This is a genomic window from Clostridium sp. KLE 1755, assembly GCF_000466465.2.
Lineage (GTDB): Bacteria > Bacillota > Clostridia > Lachnospirales > Lachnospiraceae > Eisenbergiella > Eisenbergiella porci.
In genome coordinates, this window is record NZ_KE992723.1 from 16,557 (window position 1) to 43,404 (window position 26,848).

17 protein-coding genes and 1 pseudogene are annotated in these 26,848 nt (G+C 50.9%); 14 read left to right on the top strand and 4 right to left on the bottom strand.

Features of this window, described 5'->3' with window-relative positions; translation table 11 throughout:
- Positions 1-266: 266 nt before the first annotated feature.
- Both HMPREF1548_RS16095 and HMPREF1548_RS16100 read left to right on the top strand, forming a co-directional pair.
- Entirely contained in the window at positions 267-677 is a 411-nt protein-coding gene (locus HMPREF1548_RS16095) for a hypothetical protein (protein ID WP_021637395.1), read from the top strand.
- A gap of 30 nt (positions 678-707) precedes the next feature.
- The gene (locus HMPREF1548_RS16100; RefSeq protein WP_035322463.1) at positions 708-2,702 is read left to right on the top strand and encodes a glycoside hydrolase family 31 protein; all 1,995 of its coding nucleotides are present in this window, start codon (positions 708-710) and stop codon (positions 2,700-2,702) included.
- Positions 2,703-2,800: 98 nt separating this feature from the next.
- Here HMPREF1548_RS16100 and HMPREF1548_RS16105 read toward each other — a convergent pair whose 3' ends face one another.
- The gene (locus HMPREF1548_RS16105) at positions 2,801-4,687 is read right to left on the bottom strand and encodes a beta-L-arabinofuranosidase domain-containing protein (RefSeq protein WP_021637397.1); all 1,887 of its coding nucleotides are present in this window, start codon (positions 4,685-4,687) and stop codon (positions 2,801-2,803) included.
- Between the two features lie 246 nt (positions 4,688-4,933).
- Between HMPREF1548_RS16105 and HMPREF1548_RS29555 the strand changes: the two are divergent.
- From HMPREF1548_RS29555 to HMPREF1548_RS16135, 6 genes and pseudogenes are all read left to right on the top strand, one after another.
- A pseudogene (locus tag HMPREF1548_RS29555) lies at positions 4,934-5,321 on the top strand (UDP-glucose 6-dehydrogenase); the annotation flags it as partial.
- Between the two features lie 245 nt (positions 5,322-5,566).
- Positions 5,567-6,613, top strand: coding sequence for an NAD(P)-dependent alcohol dehydrogenase (locus tag HMPREF1548_RS16115; RefSeq protein ID WP_021637400.1), 1,047 nt, complete (start codon positions 5,567-5,569; stop codon positions 6,611-6,613).
- Between the two features lie 160 nt (positions 6,614-6,773).
- Positions 6,774-7,109, top strand: a complete 336-nt coding sequence (locus tag HMPREF1548_RS16120) for a hypothetical protein (protein WP_157065696.1) — start codon at positions 6,774-6,776, stop codon at positions 7,107-7,109.
- A 332-nt stretch (positions 7,110-7,441) separates the two neighbouring features.
- Complete coding sequence (locus HMPREF1548_RS16125) at positions 7,442-8,434, top strand: SPL family radical SAM protein (RefSeq protein ID WP_035322472.1); 993 nt, start codon at positions 7,442-7,444, stop codon at positions 8,432-8,434.
- A gap of 223 nt (positions 8,435-8,657) precedes the next feature.
- Positions 8,658-9,959 (top strand): phosphopyruvate hydratase, encoded by a 1,302-nt coding sequence (gene eno, locus HMPREF1548_RS16130; RefSeq protein ID WP_035322466.1) that lies wholly within the window; start codon positions 8,658-8,660, stop codon positions 9,957-9,959.
- A 296-nt stretch (positions 9,960-10,255) separates the two neighbouring features.
- Positions 10,256-15,130, top strand: a complete 4,875-nt coding sequence (locus HMPREF1548_RS16135) for a CheR family methyltransferase (protein ID WP_051358415.1) — start codon at positions 10,256-10,258, stop codon at positions 15,128-15,130.
- A 110-nt stretch (positions 15,131-15,240) separates the two neighbouring features.
- On the opposite strand, the gene HMPREF1548_RS16140 is transcribed toward HMPREF1548_RS16135, so the two are convergent.
- A complete protein-coding gene (locus HMPREF1548_RS16140; RefSeq protein ID WP_021637407.1) occupies positions 15,241-16,281 on the bottom strand; it encodes an AraC family transcriptional regulator in 1,041 nt (346 codons plus the stop codon).
- Between the two features lie 40 nt (positions 16,282-16,321).
- Here HMPREF1548_RS16140 and HMPREF1548_RS29560 point away from each other — a divergent pair, with 40 nt between their 5' ends.
- A complete protein-coding gene (locus HMPREF1548_RS29560) occupies positions 16,322-16,531 on the top strand; it encodes a hypothetical protein (RefSeq protein ID WP_021637408.1) in 210 nt (69 codons plus the stop codon).
- The gene (locus tag HMPREF1548_RS16150) at positions 16,497-18,611 is read left to right on the top strand and encodes an alpha-L-rhamnosidase-related protein (RefSeq protein ID WP_051358416.1); all 2,115 of its coding nucleotides are present in this window, start codon (positions 16,497-16,499) and stop codon (positions 18,609-18,611) included. Before HMPREF1548_RS29560 ends, HMPREF1548_RS16150 begins: the two co-directional genes overlap by 35 nt.
- A gap of 270 nt (positions 18,612-18,881) precedes the next feature.
- On the opposite strand, the gene HMPREF1548_RS29565 is transcribed toward HMPREF1548_RS16150, so the two are convergent.
- Positions 18,882-20,204, bottom strand: coding sequence for a DUF1186 domain-containing protein (locus tag HMPREF1548_RS29565; protein WP_021637411.1), 1,323 nt, complete (start codon positions 20,202-20,204; stop codon positions 18,882-18,884).
- Between the two features lie 133 nt (positions 20,205-20,337).
- A complete protein-coding gene (locus HMPREF1548_RS16160) occupies positions 20,338-21,267 on the bottom strand; it encodes an alpha/beta fold hydrolase (RefSeq protein ID WP_021637412.1) in 930 nt (309 codons plus the stop codon).
- 433 nt (positions 21,268-21,700) lie between these two features.
- Between HMPREF1548_RS16160 and HMPREF1548_RS16170 the strand changes: the two genes are divergently transcribed.
- The 4 genes from HMPREF1548_RS16170 (at position 21,701) to HMPREF1548_RS16185 (ending at position 26,782) form a co-directional block, all read left to right on the top strand.
- Entirely contained in the window at positions 21,701-23,404 is a 1,704-nt protein-coding gene (locus tag HMPREF1548_RS16170) for an ABC transporter substrate-binding protein (protein ID WP_021637414.1), read from the top strand.
- A gap of 211 nt (positions 23,405-23,615) precedes the next feature.
- Positions 23,616-24,548 (top strand): ABC transporter permease, encoded by a 933-nt coding sequence (locus HMPREF1548_RS16175; RefSeq protein WP_242991312.1) that lies wholly within the window; start codon positions 23,616-23,618, stop codon positions 24,546-24,548.
- 11 nt (positions 24,549-24,559) lie between these two features.
- Positions 24,560-25,465: a carbohydrate ABC transporter permease gene (locus tag HMPREF1548_RS16180; RefSeq protein ID WP_021637417.1), complete on the top strand. Its 906-nt coding sequence runs from the start codon at positions 24,560-24,562 to the stop codon at positions 25,463-25,465.
- A gap of 9 nt (positions 25,466-25,474) precedes the next feature.
- Positions 25,475-26,782, top strand: a complete 1,308-nt coding sequence (locus HMPREF1548_RS16185) for an alpha-L-fucosidase (RefSeq protein ID WP_021637418.1) — start codon at positions 25,475-25,477, stop codon at positions 26,780-26,782.
- Positions 26,783-26,848 lie beyond the last annotated feature (66 nt).

Consider the following 26,848-nt stretch of genomic DNA (forward strand, 5'->3'; position numbering starts at 1 on the left):
TGTCGCGTGGACTTTGTTATCGTAGGATTGCAGAGTTGAGGCGGCGGCTTTTTTTGTGGAGAAAAGGAAGGGGATGTGGAGGGGGAACGATATGGAAAAAGGAGAGAAGTATGGTATAATTCGATTGAGGATGCTTTAGGCGTTTACTGTAGGAGGGGGATGTCGGGGGAGTCCTGGGGATATTAAAGGCAGGGAAAGAGTGGATATATTGCTTTGATATAATGGAAGGTTTGCGAGCGTGTTTATTAGCGTAGAGAGGAGGAAATATGGAGATCAGGGATTTGAGGATCGTGGATATTCAGCCATCGCAGTTCTATATTTCTGAGGAGAAGCTGGAGCAGATTGGGCGTTGGTTTGAGCCGGGGGATTTGTCCGGGTTTGAGGCGGTGCCTGTGAAGGAGCTGGATGGGCAGGTTATTTTTACGGACGGGCATACCCGGGCTTATGCGGCCTGGCTTGCGGGGCTTGAGAGGATTCCGTTGGTCTGGGATGAGGATGAGCTGGACTGGGAGGCTTACAGGCTTTGTGCGGATGCCTGCAGAAAGCGGGGAATCCGCAGTGTTGCGGATTTGGAAGAGCGGGTGATTTCGGGGGAGGATTATGAACGGCTATGGAATAACTGGTGCGAGGTCCTGCATGAGGTTTTGGAGCTGCAGAGGGCAGACGGATTGGATTGATTGCAGGGGAAAGGATACGGGAGGATTGTTATGGAGAGGATGTTTCAGGAGGCAAACAGGCTGGTTTGCCGTTGGGATGGAGAGACGCTGATTGTGGAGCCGTGGGGAGAAAACGGACTGCGGGTGAGAAGCGCCATGCTGCGGGAGCCGGAGGATACGGATTATGCGCTTTTGCCGCAGGAGAGGGCGGAGGCTGTAATCACGGTTGGGGAAGAGAGAAGTGAAATCAGGAATGGGAAAATTATTGGGGTGATGGAAAAGGGGAAAAATTCCGGCGCTGTGCTTTCTTTTTACAACAGTGAGGGGAAATTGCTTTTGGCAGAGGCGGGAGAGGATGGCGCGCTCAACCGGAGGAGCCGTTTTTTCAAGCCGGTCATCGGCGGGGATTACCAGCTGGCTGTGACTTTCGCATCCGATCCGGAGGAAAAGCTGTATGGGATGGGGCAGTATCAGCAGGATTTTCTGAATATCAAGTATTGCAACCTGGAGCTGGCGCAGAGAAATTCCCAGGCAAGCGTGCCTTTTCTGCTTTCCAGCCTGGGGTATGGTTTTCTGTGGCATAATCCGGCGGTGGGGCGTGTGAGCTTCGGGGCCAATACTACGGAGTGGTTTGCCCAGAGCACGAAGCAGCTGGACTATTGGATTACGGCAGGAGATACGCCGGATGAAATTGAGTGCGCTTATTCAGCGGTCACGGGCAGGGTGCCCATGATGCCGGAATATGGGCTGGGCTTCTGGCAGTGCAAGCTGCGTTATTGGAACCAGGAACAGATTCTTTCGGTGGCCGAAACCTATCATCAAAAGGGGATTAAGCTGGATGTGATTGTATGTGACTTTTTCCATTGGCCAAGAATGGGGGATTTCCGGTTTGATGAGGAATTTTTCCCGGATCCGGAAGGAATGGTGAAAAGGCTGGAGGAGCTTGGCGTGCAGCTGATGGTTTCCGTATGGCCGGAGGTGGCCTGGACCAGTGAAAACTATGAGGAAATGAAGCAGAAGGGGCTGTTGGTTAAGGCGGAGAAGGGGATTGATCTGGCAAAGCTTTTTAATGAAAACAGTACCTTTACCGATGTGACGAATCCGCAGGCACGAGATTATCTCTGGGAAAAATGCAGGAAAAATTATCTGGAAAAAGGGATCAGGCTTTTCTGGCTGGATGAGGCGGAGCCGGGCTTTACCACCTATGATTATGACAATTACCGCTGCAGGATGGGAACGCAGGCGCAGGTGGGGAATCTGTATCCCCAGCTGTTTACGCGGACCTTTTATGAGGGGCTGCGCAGGGAAGGGGTGGAGAAGCCGGTGAACCTGGTGCGCTGTGCCTGGGCCGGGAGCCAGAGGTACGGGGCTCTTGTCTGGTCCGGGGATATCCACTCCGACTGGAAAACCTTCCGCAGGCAGGTATGCGCGGGGCTGAATATGGGGATTGCGGGAATTCCCTGGTGGACAACGGATATCGGCGGTTTTACGGGAGGGGATCCGGAGGATGCGGCCTTTCGTCAGCTGTTGGTCCGCTGGTTTGAGTGGGGAACCTTCTGCCCGGTGATGCGCCTTCACGGCGACCGGCTTCCTGCAGAAAGAGTGACGGGAAAGGACGGCAGACAGCATCAGCATACGGGTGGGCCCAATGAGGTATGGAGCTTCGGGGAGGAAAATGAAAAGATACTGGCAGCCTATATCCGGCTGCGCGATGCCATGAGGCCTTATACCAGGCGGCTGATGGAAGAAGCGCATCAGTACGGCAGGCCGGTGATGCGCCCCATGTTTTATGAATTTCCCGGACAGGAGTGCTGCTGGGAAATGAAAGAACAGTATATGTTCGGAAGCGATATGCTGGTAGCCCCGGTTTTGTACGAGGATGCGATGGAAAGAGCGGTTTACCTCCCGGAAGGCCATACCTGGACGCTGCTTCATGACGGTACGGCCTATGAGGGAGGACAGACGGTTTCCGTAAAGGCGCCGCTTTCCGTGATACCCGTATTTTTGCGGGATGGCAGCTGCCGGGAGCTGATTGGCCTGATATAACAGGCTGCATGCAGCCGGAAGCCATGATTTTTACCTGTCAGGCATGCGCCCGGAAACTGTGTTTTACCTGGCTGACATGCAGCCGAAGGCTATATTTTTTACCTGTCTGATTTTACAGGGAAATAAATGCTGTATGGCTCATAGCCCACATCATGCAGCGGGATAAAACGGATGCCCCGTTCCTGGCCGGTGGTGCGGAAGGTGGATTTCCAGCTTCCCCATTCCCGTTCGTTATCGTGGACAAGGATTTGTTCCGGACGGGAGAGGTCGGGAACGTGCAGTGTGCGCTCCTCGTCGGTAAGACCCGCCAGCACTACGGGACCGTAAAGGAAGGCCGTCATAGTTTCATCATCGGGCAGGGGGCATGCCTTTACTGCTTTCGGCAGCAGGATGCGCACCACATCCCCATCCTTCCAGGTGCGGTTCAGCGGGACAAAAGAGACGGCGTCGCTGCCGCGCCAGATTTCTTCGCCGTTTACCAGAATCTGTGCTTCGCCTGCAATCCACCAGGGGATGCGGATCTGGAGGGTCATTTCCACCGCCTTTGCCGTTTCAATTTTCAGACAGGGAACCAAACAGTCCGGCTGGGAAGGATACTTGCGGGTGTCCTCCAGTACGGACTGTTTTTCCGAGGAGGTGCTTGCAAGGTGGGAACTGCCTGTGAGCGGATCCTGTTTCTGCAGCAGGGTGACAGGAGTATCCTTTATGCTAAAGGTAACCTGGCTGTCACGGTACTGGCAGACGTAGAGCGTATCCTCCGACTGGTAGTAGAGTCCTCTGTTGAAAGCGGCGTTGGCCTGCACCAGCGTGCCGTGACAGCAGAAGAAATCGCTTTTCTGGCTTGACCAGCCTTTGCGGCTGCCTGCCTGCATGGGAAGAAAATAGGTAAGAAGCCCATGGGAAGGGTAAGGGCTGGTAAAGCCGTGGCTTAAAGTGCTCTGCCAGTACCCCTGCGCCATCAGGCCGTTGTAAAGAAGACGTTCCTGATAATCCGCATAAGAGGGATCCCCGGTCCAGCGAAACAGGAATCCGGCAAGCCGCATCATGTTGTAAACAGTGCAGTGTTCCTGTCCTTTTTGTCCAAGTCTCGCGCTTAAGCGTTTCATAGGCGTCCAGATTTCTCCACAGGTCTGTCCTCCGGTGGCGTACATTCCCCGGTCCGTTACGGCAAGCTTCCAGTAATTCTCCGCTATGGTACGCCATTTTTCATCCCCTGTCACATCATAAGCGCGGGCGCAGCCGATGACTTCGGGGATGGTGGTGTTGGCATGCATGTTTGTCAGCACATCTTCTCCGCGAAGGAGCGGATCGAACAGACGCTCCCTGTAATAACGCTCCATCAGCGTCTTATATTTTTCTTTTCCGGTAACGGCAAAAAGCTCCACCCAGATTTCCAGCATGCCGCCGGTCTCAAAATCCAGGATATCATTCATTTCTTCCCGACTGAAACGTCCGGTCCAGTCGTAAAACCAGTCCGCAAAATTTTCAGCAATTTCCAGCGCGGTTTCATTTCCCGCGTATTCATACATGTCCAGCAGGCCCATAAATACCTTGTGGATTGTATAATGGGGCGCCCATACCTGCTTTCCCTGGGCGATCCGATACAGGTATTTTTCCGGAATCGGTCCGGCCCATTGTCCACCGTTTGCCTTCTGGCATTCCGCCAGCTCGTCCACAATCGCATCGGCTTTGGCCTTGATTTCCTTGTCCCCCACAGCATGATAACGCATGGCGGCAGCGGACAGCCAGTGCCCCAGAAAGTGTCCCCGCAGCTGGCAGGTGGGAAATTCCCAGCCGCCGTGCATTCCTTCTATGACGTTGTCGGAAGTATCCCTTCCGGCCTCCAGATTGAAATTAAGCAGAAGAAAGCGGTTTTCCAGATGCATCATATAGCTTCTGTTTTCTTCTTCACGGCGCTTCAGCTCCGAATCATATAATCTGGTGCGAAGGCCGTCCAGTTCTTTTAAATGTTTGTTTGGTTTCATGTGTCCCCTCCTGTGTATCTTGTTAAATGAAATCAACCGGATTCCGCCTGCCGTTCCTTTGAAATGCGCCAGTTTTTAAGTGCGGAAAAAAGCAACGGCGCGGCGGATATGCCAATATATTCATTATATAAAGGAAACCGGGAAGACGGAATGGACAGAGTGGCAGAAAGCATGAACAAAATGGAAAAGATACGACAGTTTAATTTATTTCTGATCAGACGGGAAATCAAAAGGCAGGGTACTTATGCATTGTATGATAACTTATATCCGTCCCGAATAATTGAAGGAGTCCCGGAGGAAGATGAGGAGATAAACAGGAAAGCCGGCCTGTATGTAAATTTGCTTCAGGAAGGGGCTGTCAAAAAAGATATACCGACATTGATTATCAACCCGACGGAAGCAGAAGCGGTAAAGCTTTTTGCCAATACGTATTTAGCGCTGAGAGTGTGCTTTTTTTAATGAGCTGGATACCTATGCGGAAGTCAGAGGATTGAATACAAAACAGATCATAGAGGGCGTGGGCCTGGCCCCCAGAATAGGCACCCACTACAACAATCCTTCCTTTGGCTGCGGCGGTTACTGCCTTCCCAAGGATACCAAGCAGCTCCTGGTCAATTACAGGGACGTGCCGGAATATGGGACAAGGTCTACACAAGAGACCTCTACCATCGCGATTGACGGTTATCCCCTCGGTTTGCGGCGCCGCCATTATTGCCGCCCGCAGTTTTTCAGCAGCCGTTGCAACGGACGGTTTTGCACATTTTTGACAAATAAATCCCCATATTTGACTGGCGTCTTTTCTGAAACCCGGCTATGATATAATTGTAGTAAAATTGGAGGATTTTATCTTCTAAATGGTTGCATACAGGAGGGTTAGCAATGGAAGGAACTATGAAAACGGCGGTTATGACAGGGATTTCCCAGGTAGAGATTCAGGAACGTCCCATTCCCGTGCCGGCGGATAATGAGGTGCTGGTAAAAGTGGAGTACGTGGGTATTTGCGGTTCTGATCTGCATTATTATGAATCAGGAAGGATCGGGGATTTTGTCGTGGAACCGCCTTTTGTACTGGGGCATGAAGCGGGCGGCACCGTAGTGGAGACAGGCGCGGGCGTCACGGACTTAAAGGTGGGCGACAGGGTGGCTCTGGAGCCGGGAAAGACCTGCGGCCACTGTGAGCATTGTAAGGAAGGAAAATATAATCTGTGCGAGGATGTGATTTTCTTTGCCACACCGCCTGTGGACGGTGTATTTCAGGAATATGTGGCGCATGAAGCAGGGCTTTGCTTTAAGCTGCCGGAGAATGTGAGCACCATGGAGGGCGCTTTGATTGAGCCTCTTGCAGTAGGCATGCATGCGGCGAACCAGGGAGGCGCACATCTGGGCCAGACTGCGGTTGTGACCGGAGCGGGCTGTATTGGTCTGTGTACGCTGCTTTCACTGCGCGCTATGGGCGTTTCCAAAATCATTGTGGTGGATGTGATGCAGAAGCGTCTGGATAAGGCGCTGGAGCTGGGCGCGGACTATGTGATTAACGGAAAAGAAGAGGATGCGGTGGAACGGATCAGGGAACTGACCGGAGGAAAAGGCGCAGACCTGGGAATCGAGACGGCGGGCAGCCAGATTACCGCGTCCCAGCTGATCCGTGCGGCTAAAAAAGGCGCTGTTATCGTATTTGTTGGCTACAGCGCAACAGGTGAGATGACCCTGCCCATCGGCATGGCGCTGGATAAGGAACTGACCTTTAAGACCGTATTCCGCTACCGGAATATTTACCCTATGGCCATTGAGGCTGTGGCAGGAGGGAAAATCCGTATCAAGGACATCGTTACCGATTACTTTGAGCTGGATGACATAAAAAATGCGCTGGATTCCTGCGTTCATAACAAAGCGGATATCGTTAAAGGCGTTATAAAAGTCTGCTGACAGATTCGGAAGAATAAGAAAAGCGGCTGTTTTTTCACAGCCAAAATGTGCCGGAATCCTTGACTCTTCCCTGCAAAAAGGCTATGATTAGCATATAGACATAAGGAAAAACATGGTTCCCGTAAACAGCGTTTCAATGATGGAAAAGAGGTTGAGGATTATGATGGGAACAATTTTTGTTTTGTTGGACGGCGTTTTTCTTTTGTTGCTTTTTGCCTGGCTGGTAAGGGAGACGGAGGCGGGAAAAGGCTTTTGGAGTAAGGCATATCACATGCTGTTGCTTTCTCTGATGAAGGTGGATATTGCCATGGCTCAGGGAATGGAGTATGTCCGCATCAGCCTTTCACATATATTCAAAAGCTACCGGTACAATACCATCGGCGCACAGCGTATCCTTCAGAAGGAGCAGCGGCTCAGGGAGTTTAGGCAGGAGCTGCACGGCGGCCAGGAGGTTTATAAGAAGAAAGAAAAGTATAACAGAAAGATTCTGGAATAGATATAATCAGGTTGCGGCGTATCGCCGCAGAAAAGAAAGTTACGGCAGGCCGCGGATGGATTCCGCGGCCTTTCTTCGTGTCTGAAAATGGCGGGATGTACAGGGATGCCGCCGCCGCTTTTTTCTGCAGGGTTATTTTATATTTTTATCAGGAAGGGTAATAGTTTATGATTTATGTCAGTACATGATTTCGGGGAGATGGCGCATACTAATTCTGTGAAAATGAAGCGGCTGCCCGGCAGAAACTGTTAAGGTGCCGGACAGTTACAGAATCAGTATGCCGGATACAATGTGGCGTGAGTGTCCGGGGGAAGCAGGGGAAAGTGAAAGAGATATCATTTGATGCCGTTTATTATGAACCTGAGAGTATGAATTATGAGCTGGGGAGGCAGTTGGAGGAGAAATTTGCGGGGGTGCCCTGGATACCGATTGAGAGCCATAATTCTATAAAGGAGATGCAGGAGAAGCCGAATTCGGAATTTGGGCGTATGAAAAGAAATCTGATCGTGGGAATCCGAAAGACACATAAATATACGGAAAATCATAAGGTTTCGGATTATCTGGTGCCTTATACGTCTTCGGGGTGTACTGCCATGTGCCTTTATTGTTATCTTGTGTGTAATTATAATAAATGCGCGTATCTGAGGCTGTTTGTAAACCGGGAGAGCATGCTGGACCGGATTATCAGGCGATCGGCGAAGGAGCCGGGACGGACTTATGAAATCGGCAGCAACAGTGATCTGGTGCTGGAAAATACGATAACAGGAAATCTGCTTTATACGATTCCCCGGTTTGCCAGGGAGGGGGAGGGGTTCCTGACTTTTCCCAGCAAGTTTCATATGGTTGACCCGCTTTTGGCGTTGGAGCATAGAGGAAAAATAATCTTCAGGATGAGTGTGAATCCGCAGGAAATTATCAGCCGGATTGAACTGGGAACCTCTTCCCTGAAGGAGCGGATCGGAGCGGTAAACCGTATGTGTGAAGCCGGTTATCCCTGCGGGCTGCTGATTGCGCCGGTGATTCTGGTGGAGGGCTGGAAGGGGCTGTATACTGGACTTTTGGAGGAGCTCGCACAGAGCCTTTCCCCTAAAATGAAAAAGGAAATGTTCCTGGAGATAATTCTTATGACATACAGCTATGTGCATCGGGCAATTAATGGGGATGCTTTTCCCAAGGCGCCGGATTTGTATCAGCAGGAGCTGATGACTGGGCGGGGCAGGGGGAGGTATTGTTACCGTCCTGAGGCCAGGGCTGAGGCGGAAGAGTTCCTCCGGAGGGAAATCAGAAGGGTTCTGGGGGATACGCCGATTCTTTATATCAGCTGAATCGGGGCAGCTTAAGCCTGTGAATTGCCATAGCTATCAGGAAAGATTTATCATTTATGGTGCGCAGGGGCTGTTGCGTTATAACGGAAAGAGGAATATAATAGGATTTAGATAAATCATACTAAAGAGGTAGGAATTATCTGAATCCTATCTTTTTGCAGTCCTGTATGGTGGTGAATGACAAAAAGATTTTGAAATTCTTATGAAAGGAGAATATTCGAATATGAAAAAACTGGAAATTGAAAAAGTAACCGGCCGTGAAATTATTGATTCCAGGGGCAATCCCACAGTGGAGGCTGAGGTAACGCTGGCCTGCGGCGCTATGGGGCGCGCAGCGGCCCCCAGCGGCGCATCCACCGGAGAGTTTGAGGCGCTGGAGCTGAGGGACGGCGACAAGGGCCGTTTCGGCGGAAAAGGTGTGACCAGGGCGGTACATAATATCAATACTGTGATTTGCGACACGCTGAAGGGAATGGACGCTTCCGATACCTATGGCGTGGATAAGGCTATGATTGACGCAGATGGAAGCGAGGATAAATCCAATCTGGGTGCCAATGCGATCCTGGCGGTATCTATCGCCTGTGCGAGAGCGGCTGCCGCAGCCCTGGAGCTGCCGCTGTATCGTTTCCTGGGCGGCGTTTCAGGAAACCGGCTGCCTGTGCCGATGATGAATATCTTAAACGGCGGCGCGCATGCGGCGAATACGGTGGATGTACAGGAGTTCATGATCATGCCTGTGGGGGCGGAAAGCTTCCGGGAAGGCCTGCGTTGGTGCACGGAGGTGTTTCATGCGCTGGCAGCGCTTTTGAAGTCCCGCGGGCTTGCAACTTCCGTAGGCGATGAGGGCGGCTTCGCGCCGAATCTGTCCAGTGATGAAGAAGCGATTCAGTTAATACTGGAGGCGGTACGGAAAGCCGGCTATGAGCCTGGAAAGGATTTTGTCCTTGCCATGGACGCGGCGTCAAGCGAATGGAAGGGAGAAAAGAAAGGGGAATACCTGCTCCCCAAGAGCGGGAAGAAATTTACCTCCGGGCAGCTTGTGGCTCACTGGAAAGCGCTTTGCGAGAAGTATCCCATCTATTCCATAGAAGACGGTCTGGACGAGGAGGACTGGGAAGGCTGGCAGATGATGACAAAGGAGCTGGGGGATAGGGTACAGCTGGTAGGAGACGACCTTTTTGTTACCAATACACTGCGTCTTGGCAAAGGTATTTCCCTGGGCTGCGGCAATTCCATCCTGATCAAGCTCAATCAGATCGGAAGTGTTTCCGAGACTCTGGAAGCGGTTAAAATGGCCCATAACGCGGGTTATACCGCAATTGTATCCCACCGCTCCGGCGAAACGGAGGATACTACCATTGCAGACCTGGCGGTTGCACTGAATACCTGCCAGATCAAGACCGGCGCGCCCAGCAGATCGGAGCGCGTGGCAAAGTATAACCAGCTGCTTCGAATCGAAGAAGAACTGGGAAACAGCGCGGTTTATCCCGGCGCAAAGGCATTTCATATAAAAGAAAGACGGTGACGGTTTCAAGCTGCACCGGGCTACTGCGGAAACGGGCGGCAGAAATGCGGCCCGTTTCCGCCTTTTGGGATCGATTCTGGCATTCCTGAATCACTTTCTTGCGGTCTGCGCGGCGGCCTGCGTGGTAAACAGGCAGAGCGGACGCACCTGTACTGAAAAATACCAGAATTCTTCCAGGAAATATGTCAGATCGTTAAAATTATGTGCAAGATATCAAAAAAGATGATACAATGGAAGAATACTTGATGGAGTAAAAGCCCTGTCAGGTGTTTTTTGATGGGGGAAAGGAGCATATCATGGGAGAGAAGGGAGCTGAACCGGCGGAGAATTTCCGGCCGGATCAGCAGAAAGTGCGATGCTATGTCGGAGTGGGGGCTTCCGCAGGAGGTGTGGAGGCTTTACAGGAGTTATTTCAGAATATGCCGGTGGACACAGGGGCGTCTTTTATTGTTGTCCAGCATCTGTCACCGGATGCCGTGAGCCTGATGGATAAGATACTGCAGAAATCCTCCAAACTGCCGGTGCAGCTGGCTGAAGAGGGAGCAGAACCCAAGCCGAATCACATTTACTTAAATCATCCGGGAAAAACATTGACCATAAAGGAAGGACGGTTCCATCTGGAATCGGTCCATGACCGGAACCAGCTTTACCTGCCCATTAATCTGCTGTTTCAATCACTGGCTTCGGTAAGCGATGTGCATGCCGTGGCTATTATTCTGTCAGGAAGCGGCTCAGACGGAGCCATCGGGATTGGATCTGTCAAAGAAAACGGCGGGCTTGTAATTGTCCAGAAGCCGAGCGAGGCCCAGTATGCATCCATGCCGCAGAGCGCCATTTCCACAGGTATGGTGGATTTGACCCTGAATGTGTCGAAAATCGGCTCTTCACTGAGGGAATATCTGAAAAATCCCCACATTCAGTCCATGCACCAGGATGAGCTGGAGCATATGGAACTGGCTGAGGATTATTCCTGTATACTCAATGCCATCAGCCTGTATTCGGATATTGATTTTACCATCTATAAGACGAATACGATTTACAGAAGGATCGAGCGGCGTATTGCCCTCAATAAATTCCATGGGATGGGAGAGTATCTGGACTATCTTCTCTCCACGGAGGAGGAGCGGGCACAGCTATACAGGGATCTGCTCATCGGAGTGACCTCTTTTTTCCGGGATGAGGAAGCGTTCCGCCATTTGGGAGAGAATGTAATTATCCCGATCTTAAAGAAAAAGAAAGCGATCCGTGTGTGGAGCATCGCCTGTTCCACGGGCGAGGAGGCGTATTCCCTGGCAATCCTGCTCTGCGAATGCATGGAATTCCTGCATATTTCCGCAGACGTCAAGATATTTGCCACGGACGTGGATCAGAATGCAATAGCCACGGCGCAGAAGGGAATATATTCGGAAAGCCTTCTGGAAAACATGGATCAGGCAATGCTGGATCAGTATTTCGAGCATACCAGCGGCGGTTATCTGGTCGGTGAAAAAATCCGTAAAATGATAGTTTTCGCAAAGCATAATATTTTCAGGGATGCTCCTTTTTCCAAGCTGGATCTGATTGTCTGCCGGAATATGTTCATTTATGTGAAGCCGGAGATGCAGCAGAAGGCGCTGGCGGCATTTTATCAGCTTCTGGCAGAGGACGGTTATGTGTTTTTGGGCAGCAGTGAATCCATGGGTGATATGGACGAGGCCTACAATCTGCTGGACAAGAAATGGAAGATTTATTCCAAAAACAAGAACTATGCAAAGAAAGATATTTCCATGTACCCTGCGTTGAATATGAGCGGGAACTTTTTAACGCATCAGCCGGAACGGAGCAAGAGGGAGCGCAGTGTGCAAAACGGCCTGCGTTCTACAGGCATTTCCGAGAAGCTGCTGTTTGCCATGGCGGGACCATCGGTGCTGCTGAATGAGGACTGTAAGGTCGTACAGGTAATCCAGGGCGGCGGACAGTATATGAGGATGCAGGACGGACAGTTTGACGGAGGGCTTAATTCTTTTTTCTCCCCCAGCCTGGCTGCCTTTATCAATAGTATGCTGCTGGATTCCCGGAAGATATCGGACGGCATCGTGGAAAGGCGGGCTACCGGCCTGTCGGATTATCCCAATGAAATCCTGTGCGTTAAGGTGCGCTATTTTAATCTGACAGAAGGGGAATATTATCTGGTACAGATCAAGGCGGAGGAAAAGCCGAAGAAGGTGGATAACCTGCTGGACCTGCGGGAACTGAAGGACAGCCGGATCCAGGCGCTGGAGACCGCGCTGAATGAGAGCAACTGGAACCTGAAGCTGGCGGTGGAGGAATCTGAGTCCCGCAATGAAGAGCTGCAGGCCACCAATGAAGAGCTGCTGGCATCCAATGAGGAGCTGCAGAGCACCAATGAAGAGATGCAGTCGGTCAATGAAGAGCTTTATACGATAAATGCCGAATATCAGAATAAAATCGTAGAGCTGACCACTGCCAATGCTGACTTTGATAACCTTCTGCTCAATGCGGATGTGGGCGCGCTGTATGTGGATGAAAAGATGCACATCCGTAAAATTACGCCCATTATGCTCCAGCATACGAATCTGCGGATTACGGATTTGGAACGTCCGGTGAACCAGATTAATTTTCTGGATTCCTATCCCGACTTCAGACAGGATGTAACCGATGTGTCAAGACAGGGAAAAATTGTGGAGAAGGAGATTACGGATCAGAATAACGTAATCTGGCTGGTGCGGATCCGTCCGTATTTTGACCATGCTCATACCCCCAAGGGGGTTCTGGTATCCATGTTTGACATTACCAAGCGTCTGGAGGCGGCCAAGTTCGACCTGAAGCATCTGACGGACAGCGTCCCGGGCGGTGTGCTCCGTCTGAGATTTGACGATATACTGGTAATAGAATATGCAAACGACAGCTTTTTTGACCTAATCGGTTATTCAGCAGAGGAAATGCGCCTGGATTTACATAATCGTTTCGATAACCTTCTTCACGCCTCGGACTGGGTGGAATTAAAGGACGAAATCCGGATGGCTGTTTCAGACGGCAGGCTTCTTAAGGCGGAATGCCGCCTGTGGCAGAAGGATGGGATGAGCCGCTGGTGTTCCATGCAGGCCGTGGTATTCCGGCAGGAGCATCACATTGAACTGCAGTGTATTGTTACGGATATTTCTCTGATTAAGGAGTATGAAGAACAGCTTAAGAAGGAACGTGATTATTATAATAAGCTGTACCAGAACGTGGTCTGCGGAATAGTGCAGTATGAAATAGAGGATAACACACTGCGCTGTTATAATGCCAACAGCGAGGCGCTCCAGATGCTGGGATATGAATCCATGGAGGAGTTCCGCAGGCAGACGGCGCAGACGCTTCCCGAGGTATCTGTTTCTGAGGATGCGGATTATATTCGGCGCACGCTTCTTTCACTGAAAAAAGAAGGGGAGTGCGTTAAATTTGAACACCGGGTTTATACAAAGCATGACGGTGTACGCTGGGTAACGGGAGTGGCGAAGGTAATCATCACGCCGGACGGAAAGACGCTGATTCAGAGCACCTTTATGGATACCACGGAAAGAAAGCGTGCGCTGCAGCAGGTGGAGGCGGAGCGCGACAGGTATGACAGGCTCTATAAGCTTCTGTATAATACGGCGGTTTGCGGAATCGTTCAGGTGGATATCAGAAGTAATAAAATCCTGAGCATTAACCGGATTGCGCTTGATGTTCTGGATGAAAAAAATGAAGCGGATATCGAAAAGCAGCTGTTTAATGAGAATCCGCAGGACGAACACCAGAATTGTCTGGCGAAGATCGGCGCCTTCATGCATTCCCTGGGCAAGCCGGGGGAACAGAGGGAGGTCCGTTTCAACCTGACGAAGAAGGACGGAGGCTCCACTACCATCGAGGGAACCGCCAACTGGATTATGGAGGATAAAGGCGCTGCCATCGTCCAGTTTACCTTCCTTGATGTGACGGAACGGGAACGTCTGAAGGAAGCGCAGATGGAGCTGGCGGTCGCGATCCAGTCCAATGCGGCTAAAACAGGGTTCCTGTCAAAGATGAGCCATGAGATCCGCACGCCTATGAATGGTATTATGGGTATGATCGATATAGCGAGGCTGAATCTGGACGACAAAGACAAAATTACGGACTGTCTGGATAAAATGAAGCTTTCCATGCAGCATCTGCAGATGCTGGTGAATGATGTGCTGGATATGTCCAAGATTGAGAGCGGGAAGATGGAATGCCGGGAGACTGCCTTTGATCTGCGTTCGCTGTTGGAGGAAATCATCAGCGAATACAGCTTCTCCGCTTCCAGGAGCGGGGTCGGCCTGACACGGGCTATCAGCATCCGGCATTCCGGCGTGGTTTCAGATCCGGTTTTCCTGCGGGAAATTTTGGGCAATCTGCTGAGCAATGCCATTAAGTTTACCCAGTCCATGGGGATGGTGGTACTGATTGCGGAGGAGACGCCCGGGGACGACGAACAGGCGGAATTCACATTCCGTGTCAAAGATTCGGGCTGTGGCATCAGTGAGGATAACCAGGATGTGATTTTTGAAGCGTTCGAACAGGGAGATGGGGAAAATATCAGTAGAGTGCCCGGCACAGGGCTGGGGCTTGCCATCTGCAAGAATCTGGTGGAGCTGCTGGGAGGCACCCTCCAGATAGAAAGCCAGGTGGGGGCCGGTTCGGAATTTTATTTTACCATTCCCATGAAATTATCCGAGTGCCGGGAAAATGAGGAACAAAAGGATCAGGCAGAGGCGCAGGAAGGCGTTTCCTATAAAGAAAAAAGGATCCTTTTGGCGGAGGACAATGATCTCAACGCGGAGATTGCCCAGACACTGCTGGGCAGCTACGATTTTCAGGTGGAACGCAGGAAGAACGGAAAGGAAGCGCTGAAGAGCTATCTGAAAAGGCCGGTTGGGTATTATGATTTGATTCTGATGGATATACAGATGCCTGTAATGGACGGTCTTACGGCTGCCAGGGAAATCAGAAAGAGCGGTAAAAAGGGCGCGCAGGAAATCCCCATTATCGCCATGAGCGCCAACGCATTCAAGGAGGATGTGGAACGCTCCCTCAATGCAGGGATGAACGCCCATACCACCAAGCCTATTGAGATTGAAAAGCTGGTTAAGCTTTTAAGCGAGTATCTGTCAAAGGCGAAAAACCGGTAAGCTTCCCATGAGGGTGTGCCATAAATGAAAACAGGAGATCAAAAGGTATTTATCTGATATGAAAAATACGGCGGCTATGCAGAAAGGATATCTGCGGTGCGCCGTATTTTTTATGAATTTTTTTCCCGGTATTCAAGGGGGGACATGCCGGTTTCCCTGCGGAAAAGGTTATAGAAATGGGAGGTGCCGGAGAAGCCCAGCTCCTCAACAATTGCGGTGACGCTTTTGTCCGTCTTCGTAAGAAGCTGCCTGGCATGATCCAGGCGGTACTGTCCGGCCAGCTTCAGCAGACTGGCACCTGTGCGCCGTTTTACAATCTGGTTCAGGTATTCCGCATTATAATGCAGCGCCCGGGAAAGCTCCGGGCGTGAGATATTGCCGTGGCTTTCCTCCAGGCAGTTGGAAATGCGGGCGAACAGAAATTCCTCATTGCTGGAATCCAGGCGCATGAAATTGCAGTGGAATCTGGTCTTGTCCTCCAGGGTGTGGAACAGGCGCAGCAGCAGGCCGCGCAGCAGGTAAGAATAGCCGGGCCGGGCACTCACCATTTCCTGCTGCAGCTGGTCAATGATCGTCTCCGCAGGGCTTACGGACGGAGCGGCAAGGGAATGCAGGGTGGAGGAAAATTCCAGATAATTTCTGGCAAAACGTTCCTCTCCCTGAAGGTTGGAGCGCAGGAAATCATGGATAGCCCCGCCCGGGGGCGTGATTTGGGGGCTTAATTCAAAAAGCACATCTTTTTCCATAAGCTCCAGGATATACTGCGCATGGAAGTTGATAAAAACTACGCTGCAGCGCTGGCCCGGGATGTCCGTATGCCGGGTGTTGCGGTTCAGAAGGCAGGCATCCCCTTTTTTATAGGTATAGGAAATCCGTTCGATTTTATTTGTCAGCTCACCGTCAAGCACATACATCAGCTCAAAATGGTCGTGCTGGTGCAGGGCGGCGTTGTTGGGCTGGTAATCGCAGCTCATGGCGCCGGGATAGACTGCGGCGTGCAGGAGATTCCCTGTTTTTTCATCCCTGATTTTATAGAACAGGGTCAGCGGCGTTATAATTGTCAGATGATCCGAAGAGGCGGTCCAGTTATTATGGACCAGCATATCCACGGCCTGCTCGGAGGAAACGGAAGCTTTTTTCTGTTTTTTCATCGGTTCTCCTGTGAAATATGTGTAAGGAAGCAACTGGGTTTTGGGCGTAGTATGGGAGCCGGAAACGGGAATCGGACGTTTAGAAGCTCCCATGGCTTATTATATAATAGCTGTAAATAAAAGTACAATCGGTTGTGCGGCGGATAAGAAAAGGCCTTATTGCGGAAAGAAAACGCTGACTGCAAAGCGGCTGCACAGCTATGAAAGGGGAAAATATGGCGAACTGGATATGGTATCCCGGAGATTTTGAGATTTATCACGGCATGTGCCAGAATTTTGACAGGGAGGAGCGGGGCTTTTTCTGGCCGGCCTACTGGCATATAGCGGACTGCCGCCATCATGTGGTTTTCCATGCGTCCTGCCGGCTGGAAAAGGAGACGGCATTTCGGGTGACAGCAAAGGGAATCGGCCACGTGCTGGTAAAATGGGAGGAGAAGGCGCCGTCCTGGTTCCCGGAAGGACAGCCCTTTTATCAGGAAAAAAAGTATACGATCGGGGAATGGATTTCCTGTCCTGCAAAAGAAATAGGGATTGATGTGGTAATAGGAAACCGTACCGGGCTTCCCTGCATCTATGTGGAGGGAGAGGTAATCCGTTCGGGAAAGAACTGGACTGTAACGGATTTTGCGGCGCCCGAAGTGCCGGTGGGATGGAATGACATGTATGTAAGGGCACAACAGGATCCCCAGATATTCGAATATACGCAGGAATTATGCCGGCCTGTCTCCACAGAACGGGTGAACGGGGGAGTGCTGTATGATTTCGGCAGGGAGCTGACGGCGGATACGCTGATAAAAATAAACGGGGAGGAGAGGCCGGATCAGATGACGTTGTGCTACGGGGAATCCCGGACGGAGGCGCTGGATACGCAGCTGTGTTATCTGAAGCAGGTACTGGAAATCCCGGGGAAAAAGGACAGTGTACCGGCGGGCTGTGCCAGCGGGCCTGAAAGAGAGGCGGACTGTGGAGCTTTCCCGTTCGGGCGCTGGGAGTCCGGGCAGCGCTATCATACCAAGCTCAGGGCTTTCCGTTATCTTTTTATACCGGAGGGGGAAAACGCTTCGCTGGTTACGGTGGAAGCGTTGTATAAATATGTGGATTTCCCGAAAAGAAGCAGCTTTTCCTGTAGTGACGGGCTGATAAACAGGATTTGGGAGGTTGCGGATACCACGTTCCGGCTGGCCAGCGGCATTTTTTTCCTGGACGGGGTGAAAAGGGATCGCTGGATCTGGTCGGGAGATGCGTATCAGAGCTATTTTATTAACCAGTACCTGTTTTTTGACAAGGATATCTGCAAACGGACGATTCTGGCGCTGCGGGGAAATGATCCGGTGATAGAGCATATCAATACAATTGTGGATTATTCCATGTACTGGATTATCAGCCTGGAAAATTACTATAACATGTCGGGGGATCTGGATTTTATCCGCATGGTATATCCCAGGATGGAATCCCTTCTGCGTTACTGCATGGATCAGACGGATGAGCAGGGCTTTATATACGGGAGGGAAGGCGACTGGATCTATATTGACTGGGCGGAGCTGGACAAGGAAGGGACACTGTGCGCGGAGCAGCAGCTGCTGGCCAGAAGCTACGAGGCTGTGGCTTCCGTGCGCAGGCTGCTGGGGCTGGATGCGGAGGAATTTGACGTCCGGAAGGAGGCACTTCTTAAAAATATCAGACAGTTTTTCTGGGATGAGGAAAAGGGCGCTTTTATTGACAGCTATCAGTCAGGGCGCAGGAATGTAACGCGTCATGCCAATATTTTTGCCGTGCTGTTCGGTTATGCGGATGAGGCGGAAACGGAAAGCATCCTTCATAAGGTTCTTCTGAATGAGGAGGTTGCCGCGATCACTACGCCGTATTTCAAGTTCTACGAGTTGGAAGCGCTGGCAAAGCTGGGACGCTTTGACGTGGTGATGGATACGTTAAAAAGCTATTGGGGAGGTATGCTGGAGCGGGGCGCGGATACCTTCTGGGAGGAATACAAGCCGGAACAGCCGGAGGAAGAGCAGTACGGCATGTACGGGGATAAATACGGCAAGAGCCTGTGCCATGCCTGGGGGGCGAGCCCCATCTATCTGCTGGGCAGGTACTGCATGGGTGTCAGGCCCACAGGGACGGCCTATGAAACCTTTGCGGTGGAGCCGCAGCTGGAGCTGTTTGACAGTTTTTCCTGCAGCTTCCCTGTGAATGAAGGGACGGTGTGGATGGACTGGAAGGACGGCGTGCTGGATGTGTATACGGATAAGGACGGCGGCGTGCTGAAGGCGGCCGGGAAGGAGTATACGCTGGAACGGGGAAAGCATGTTGTGGTGAAAGGGCGGTAAGGGATGCATTATCATAGACTAAGCATTCTTACCTGTTTTATAATAATTTTGTAATAGTTAATAAAAATGTGGTATACTGAAGGCAGCAAGATAGTAAGCAAGATAGTAAGTAAGTTAAACCCGGAGGAAAGTATTTTGGAATATTATCGACCGCTTTTTAATATCACAACTTAAGCCAAGAAGCCGGAACCAGCGATATATACGCAGATAGTTCTTTCAGAAAAACATAACAAAAAGGGGCCGCATGCGGCCCCTTTTCACTGGTGTTGCTTATCTTCCGGCACAAAAGCTTTTTACTTCTTTCAATTCCGCAGAAAGCTTTTGTTCTTCCAGCAGCTGTATCAGGTAATTCAGCCATTCAGCGCTGGTATAGTGGATACTGTATTTATCATCATATTCCCGGAAGGTACGAATGTCCTCCGCTTTGCACCTCTCCGCATATCTGGAAAAGGCCTTGAGCAGATAATAAGTCCGGCGTTTGATTTTTTGTTCCTGTGTTTCGCGCATGGTAATAAATTCGGCCCGGTGCTTCAGGGCGAGATAGACCAGCTTATCCGTTTCTATCGCTTCCCGGTCATAGAAATCACTCAGGTAGATATGGCCCTCAATCCGGCAGCCGGGATCTTCAGGATAACTTTCCAGCCATTTTTTCCTGTCCGCTGCCATTGTAAGCTCTTCCTTTTTATCGGCAGCTTTGTTCATACAACATTTTTTGTATTTTTTCCCGCTTCCGCAGGGGCAGGGATCGTTTGGATATATTTTTTCTGTTTTTACCGGCTGCTGCGCGGAAGCAATCATTTTATGCAGCATTTTTTCAAAATCTTTTTTTGTGGCGTCTTTTTTGGACTTAGAATCAGTGGGCTGGTCAAACATAGCCCAGTTCCTCAACATGTCTGCGGCACTGTTAATTTTATTAAGGCCCCTTTCACGGTAGGGGCCGTAATTAAATATGGAATCCACACAATCTGCATAATCTCCATAATAAGATTCATCCACCCGATCATAATCATACATATATTTAACGTCAGGAAGCATGGAGAACAGGCGGCAGTCGCAGACTGCAGCGGAAACCATGGTGTCAAAGGTGTCGTCCTCAACCACCGGCGCATAAATCAGCTTTTTGAATAAATCCATCAGCCTTTGCTGCTGTATTTCCCCATCATTGTATAGCTGAATATAGACTCTGAGCGCAGCATTTTTTGCATAGCTGTTGGACTGTGTTTCTATAATGTAGGATTCCAGCAAATCAATATCGCCGTTATACAGACTGTAAAGGCAATCATCCAGTCCTTCCGTAATTGCACCGCCAAGTAAAGTATCTAAGGTATTGGCTGGTATGGAGATCAGTTCCATAACTGTTGGGAAGGCTTCCTGATAACCAAACTCCGCCAGCAGAAAAAGCGCGTAAAAATGTAGCTGATAATTTACATCCAGCCGATCCTGTTCCGTTAATGCTTTCTTTATGCCTTCCATTAAGTAAGGGATGGCTTCCTGCGGGTTTTCTGACAGTATGCGGAACGGCTCTTCAGGAAAATTGCTGGTAACATAAGTGATTTTTTCTATCGCTGTCTGTACGGACATCTTGTTTTTCATGTGGTAGCTCCTTGCACTTTTGCTGATTGTTCGGACAGAGCCGCGTTCTGCGTAACCGGCGTTGGGGACGCAGCTTCAGCTTACGGCTAACGTTGTCCCGGCGCTGTGAAGGCCTGCGGGGTTTCCCGCTATATCAGGAGGGAGCCGCCGCCAGCATAAACTGAAGGATGCCGTCCTCCACCTCATCCTTGATATCACTGTAATTATGTATCTCATGCCGGTAGCCGGAATAGACCCTGGTGGTAACCTCATGCCCGGTTTCGCACAGCCAGTTTGAAACCTCATAAATGCCCTTGCCGTACTCGCCCACAGGATCCTGGTCGCCGCCGATATTGTAGAAGGCAAGCGACGTGGGCACCTTTTCTGCCCACTGTGTGCCTTCGATGGACAGCATCATCTGGGTAAAATCATACATGGACCGGTTGCTGGTGGGCCTGGTGAAGGCGTCGAAGGGATCCTCCGCGTGGTCGCGCTGGACATAAGGATCGGAACAGATCCATTCGTTGCCGATGGTAATGTCGTCACAGCGTTCACACATCCAGCCCATGAGGGCGCCGGTAAATTCCGGATTGGAATCGGTCCCCAGGCCGTCGTCCATGGCTTTTTTGAGAAGCAGTGCGGTTTCCGCCGCGCCGCGGAAGCTGCCCGTGGTGCCGCAGATGGTGACGCCCGCCAGCTCATCGCCGTATTTTGCCGCGTAATCCCTGGCGATAAAGGAGCCCATGCTGTGCCCGAAAAGGAAATAGGGAAGGTTCGGGTATTTCTCACAGACTAGTTCCTTCAGCGTGTGTTCGTCTTCCATCATGGTGTGGAATCCTGCATCGCCCCAGTCGCCCCAGACGCCGCTTACCATTGCCGTTTTCCCGTGCCCCACATGGTCGTCGGCAGCTACGATGAAGCCTGCATCCATAAATTTGGAAATCATGTGCAGATATCTTCTGGAATGCTCGCCGAATCCGTGGATAATCTGTACAATCCCTTTCGGCCTGGCAGCAGGGACATAAATCCATCCCTGTACCTCGTCACGTTTGTTGTAAGACGGAAAGCTTACCTCATGCAACATAAATAACACCTCCTGCTTCTTATTTTTTGGCTCAGCACACTACTGTCCGGTGCTTTCACCGTTTATGCGGTTACCTCTGTTTTCATTGTAAGTTACGAAAATGCATGTGTCAATTATTATATTTTTGTAATCATCGGTCCCCGGCTGCTGCCTGTATCCGCCGGGACGCCTGCTGTTGCAGCCCGGGTTTTTAGCATGTCCGGTATCGGTGATTTCCGGTGGGAATAAGCCGCACATTTTTAGACATGTCCGGAATGCCTGTAAAATGGGTGTTTTCGGACATTTTGCATAAAAATGTCTGGCTAAAATAAAAATCGTGCGTAGTAATTGCTTATAGATACATTTAAAATAAATTATAGTTCTGAAAGATGCACAAACTCAAGGGACTAAACAGCGATAATGGAGCTGATTTACAGAAAGGAGAGGGAGATTAATGAGAAAGCTGAAAAAAGCAACAGCGCTTCTGCTTTGCCTGCTCATGACGTTCAGTCTGGCAGCCTGCGGCGGGGGCACCACAAAGGAAACAGGAGGTACCGGGGAGAAAGCGGAGAATGGTGAAGCACAGGCCGATTCAGGCTCCACAGGCATTCTTACGGAGACGGGTACCTATCCCATTGTAAAGGAACCTATAGAACTGACATTGTTCTGCGTATCCATGCCTAACGTGGAGGATTTCGCAACCAATGATTTTACTAAATTTATGGAAGAAAAGACCGGCATCAAGATCAACTTTGAGACCGGCAGCAGGGATGACTGGGAAACCAAGCTGAACCTGGCCTTCAGTACGGGCGATTACCCGGACATGATCATGTTTGCAAGCCCCAGCCAGGCAAAATACGGCGTGAAGGAAGGCATCCTTCTGCAGCTGGACGATTTAATTGAGGCAAATATGCCCAACTATATGGCGAATATGGGAGAATATATAGATGCTACCAGGCAGACGGACGGCCATATTTACGCTATCTGCGGGCTTAACGAATGCTACCATTGTATGTACGCCAAGAAAATGTGGGTGAACACCTACTGGCTGGACAAGATGGGGATCGATGTCCCTACCACCACGGATGAATTTTATGACGCATGTAAGAAATTCCTGGAAATCAACCCTACAGGCATAGCGGTAGGCGGGGCGAAGGACGGCTGGCATGCCAGATTTGAGGAATGGATGACTAACGCCTTCATACTTTCCCCTTCCAAATCCCAGGATTACCGCGTGGAGGTAGGTCTGGCACCGGAAGGCAAGATAAGGACGATTGCCAATACCGATGAGTATAAGGAAGCATTGAAATATATGAACAGCCTGTATAAACTGGGCGCTATTTATGACGGCGACTTCACACAGACAGAGGAGCAGCTGCGCGCCCTGGCCAATCAGGAAGGCGAACCGGTTCTGTTCCTGCCCTGCGGAACCATTTCCAACCATTTTGATGCGGACAACAATAATGAAACCTACAGACATTATCAGGTAATGGCTCCCATTGCCGGCCCGGACGGAACCAGACGGGCTACCTACATGAAATATGCAGGCCTGGGTGAAGGCGATTTCTTCGTTACCGATAAATGTAAATATCCCGAAGCTGCGCTTCGCTGGATCGATTACTTTTTTACCACAGAGGGCGCCCTTTCTTCTCAGTACGGCGCTGAAGAAGGCACCGACTGGGTTCTGAACCCGGAAGGAAAGAAGGGTCTGAACGGCGAACCGGCCATGTATGAGGTGCTCAATCCTTACTCAGGCGAGGCACAGAACCATGACTGGCAGGACGTGCAGGTGAAGTATTTCCCCGCAGAGTTCCGTCTTGGTGAAAGCACGGATCAGAATGTGGATGTGGGAACCTCACTGGGGCTGGAAAAACTGCTGTATGACGCCACCAAGGAAAAAATGGAGCCTTACGCACAGAAGGAAGGCGACTGGGATGTGCTGCCTTACCTGAAGCTGACGGATGAGGAAGCCACCAAAATCCAGACCATCGGCGTGGAAGTGGAAAACTACATTGAAGAAAATAAGGTTGCGTTCATCACCGGCAGAAAAGACTTTGATAAGGACTGGGATTCTTATGTAAAAGGCTTTGACAACGTAGGCCTGCCTACGCTGCTGGAGGTTTATCAGACCGCATATGACAGGCAAAGCTCAAAGTAAAATGGTATTTGACCCTCGCGGCAGCCGCCAGGCGGACGCATACGTGCATCAGTCCGGCCTGCGGCCGCGGGAATAAATGGCATTTGCCGTAAGGCGCTGCCGGTGTCAGGAGCGAAGGCGCCTCCGGAAAAGGGGGCGCCTTTTTCTACAGAAGAAGGCCGGGCCGGGCAGCAAAGGATTTCGATCTTAAGGCAGAGGAGGAGGGAATGCTTTGAAAACAGGTGCGATGAAAGTAAAAGCAAAAAATAAGAACAGGGTAAAGAATTCCAACTGGCAGTTCTGGGCGATTATAGCGGTGCCGCTCATTTATGCCATTGTATTTGCCTATATTCCCATGGGCGGGGTGATTCTGGCCTTTAAGGACTACAGCATCAGAAAGGGGATCTGGGGCAGCGACTGGGTGGGTTTGAGGTATTTTAAACAGTTCCTGCTGTCCCCTTCCAGCTCCAAGGTTATTATCAATACGCTGGTGCTGGGCTTTTACAGCCTCCTTGCAAGCTTTCCCATCCCGATTCTGCTGGCGGTGGGGCTGAATGAGGTGAAGGCGGTAAAATTCAAGAAAACTGTACAGATGATAACCTATGCCCCCTATTTTATTTCCACGGTGGTTATGGTCGGCATGCTCATGCAGATGACGGATCTGCGTATCGGCATCATCAACAAGCTGCTGGGGCTGTTCGGCGTGGGGCCGGTGAATTTCTTCGGGGATGTGGATATTTTCAGGAGCCTGTATGTATGGAGCGGCGTGTGGCAGACGGCGGGCTATTCGGCCATTATTTACATAGCGGCGCTGGCCGGCGTCAGCCCGGAGCTGAAGGAAGCGGCTATTGTGGACGGCGCCAGCCGCCTGCAGAGAATCTGGCATGTGGATCTGCCGGCTATCCGGCCTACTGTGGTGACAATGCTAATTTTCGCCTGCGGCAATATGATCAATATCGGTTTTGACAAGGTATTCCTGATGCAGAACAGCATGAACCTGGCAAAATCCGAAGTTATCGCCACCTTCGTATATAAGGTCGGCCTGGTGAACGCAGACTACGGCTTCTCCACGGCGGCGGGCCTGTTCCAGTCGCTGGTGAGCTTCATCATGCTGGTGACGGTGAACCAGATTTCCAAAAAAATTACGGAAACCAGTCTGTGGTAAGGGGGAGCGTTATGGGAAATCAATTGAAAAAGTTCGGAAAGGCTCCTTTGGGAGATAAAATATTTATCATTTTGATCTATATCCTGCTGGCGGCCATTATGCTGGTGGTATTTCTGCCGCTGGTCTATATTGTGAGCGCTTCGTTTTCTGACCCGCAGGCGGTAATCAGCAATGAAGTGTGGTTCCTGCCGGTGCGTCCTACGCTGCGGGGCTATCAGGCGGTTTTTAAGAACAGGAATATTCTCACCGGCTTTGCCAATTCCTTTTACTATATGATAGTGGGGACATTAGTCAATATCGTCATGACCGTAATGTGCGCCTATCCGTTGTCCAGAAAGGAATTTACGGCCAGGAACAAGGTGGCAATGATCTTTGTGTTTACCATGTATTTCAGCGGCGGGCTGATTCCCACATATATGCTGGTAAATTCCCTGGGACTGGTAAATACAAGGTGGTCAATGATCATCCCTTCCGCCATGTCCACTTACAATATGATCATCTGCCGGACTTATTTTGTGAATTCCATTCCGGATGAACTGTATGAAGCGGGGCAGCTGGACGGCTGTACGCCCTTCAAATATCTGCTTCGGGTAGTGGTGCCGCTGTCAAAGCCGATTCTGGCCGTGCTTGTGCTGTATTACGGGGTTACAAAATGGAATTCCTACTTTGACGCCATGATTTATCTGAAAAGCCAGACAATGGTGCCGCTGCAGATTGTACTGCGGGATATCCTGATTCTGAATCAGGTGGATTACACGATGATAAGCGATGCTTCGGCCATTGCGGCGCAGAGAGGCCTGACGGACCTGCTGAAATATTCCACCATCGTTGTGGCTTCCCTGCCGGTTCTGTGTATTTATCCTTTTGTGCAGAAATATTTTGTAAAAGGTGTTATGATTGGGGCAGTGAAAGGGTGAGGAAAGGATATGTATCAATTTAACAGAGATGAATATGAGAAGAGGATGGAATGGTACCGGGATGCAAGGTTCGGTATGTTCATCCACTGGGGGCTGTATTCCATTCCTGCAAGGGGTGAGTGGATCCGCAGCACCGAGGAAATGACAATTGAAGAGTATCAGAAGTATTTTGAGGAATTTGACGCCAGGGATTTTAAGCCCAGGGAATGGGCGAGGATGGCAAAGCAGGCCGGCATGAAATATATGGTGCTCACGGCCAAGCATCACGATGGCTTCTGCCTGTTTGACAGCAAGTATACGGAATACAAGGCGACAAATACAAAGGCCGGGCGGGATCTGGTGAAGGAATATGTGGAGGCGGTCCGGGCGGAGGGGCTGAAGGTGGGGCTTTATTTCACCCTGCTGGACTGGTATCATGACGATTATCCCCATTACCAGGATCGCAACCATCCCATGCGCAACCATCCGGAATGCGGAAATGAAAACCGGGATTTTGGCAGGTACATCGAGTACATGCACCGGCAGGTGGAGGAAATCTGCACCAATTACGGACAGCTGGATCTGCTCTGGTTTGATTTCTCCTACGATGACATGCGCGGGGAAAAATGGGGCGCCACCCGGCTGATCAACATGGTGCGTTCCCTGCAGCCGCAGGTGATCATCGATAACAGGCTGGAGGTGAGCGGGGAAGGAATGGGTTCCCTGGCGGAATGCAGCCCCACGCCTTATCATGGGGACTTTGTAAGCCCGGAACAGATAATTCCTCCCAACGGACTTTTGGATAAGGAAGGCAGGCCGCTTGCCTGGGAGGCCTGTGTGACTATGAACAATCACTGGGGCTACTGCGGGACGGACCATTTTTACAAGCCGGCCCCGATGCTTATCAAGAAGCTGGTGGAATGCGTATCCAAGGGCGGAAACATGCTTCTGAATGTGGGGCCTGACGCCTACGGCAATTTCCCGCCCCGGTCGGTGGAGATCCTGGAGGAAATCGGCCGCTGGATGAAGAAAAACGGGGACAGCATTTACGGCTGCGGGCCGGCCGGCGTTCCCAAGCCGGATTACGGACGGGTTACCAGGAAGGGAAACACCTGTTATTTCCATATGTTTGAAAATACCATTGGCCCGGTGCCCCTTCTCGGTCTGGATAAATCCAGAGTGAAGAAAATACGGGCGCTGGCGGACGGCTATGAAATCCCGGTGTCCGATAGCTGGGTGCACAGCGATTATCCTGATATTGTGTTCGCCTCCCTCGGCCCTGATCCCGTGCTGCCGGATCCCACAGATTATGTGCTGGCAGTGGAAATGAATGAATAATAGCGGTGTCCTCCGGCAGATTGAAAATATGCCGGAGTCTCCCGTTCCCGCCTCACAGGGGCTCTC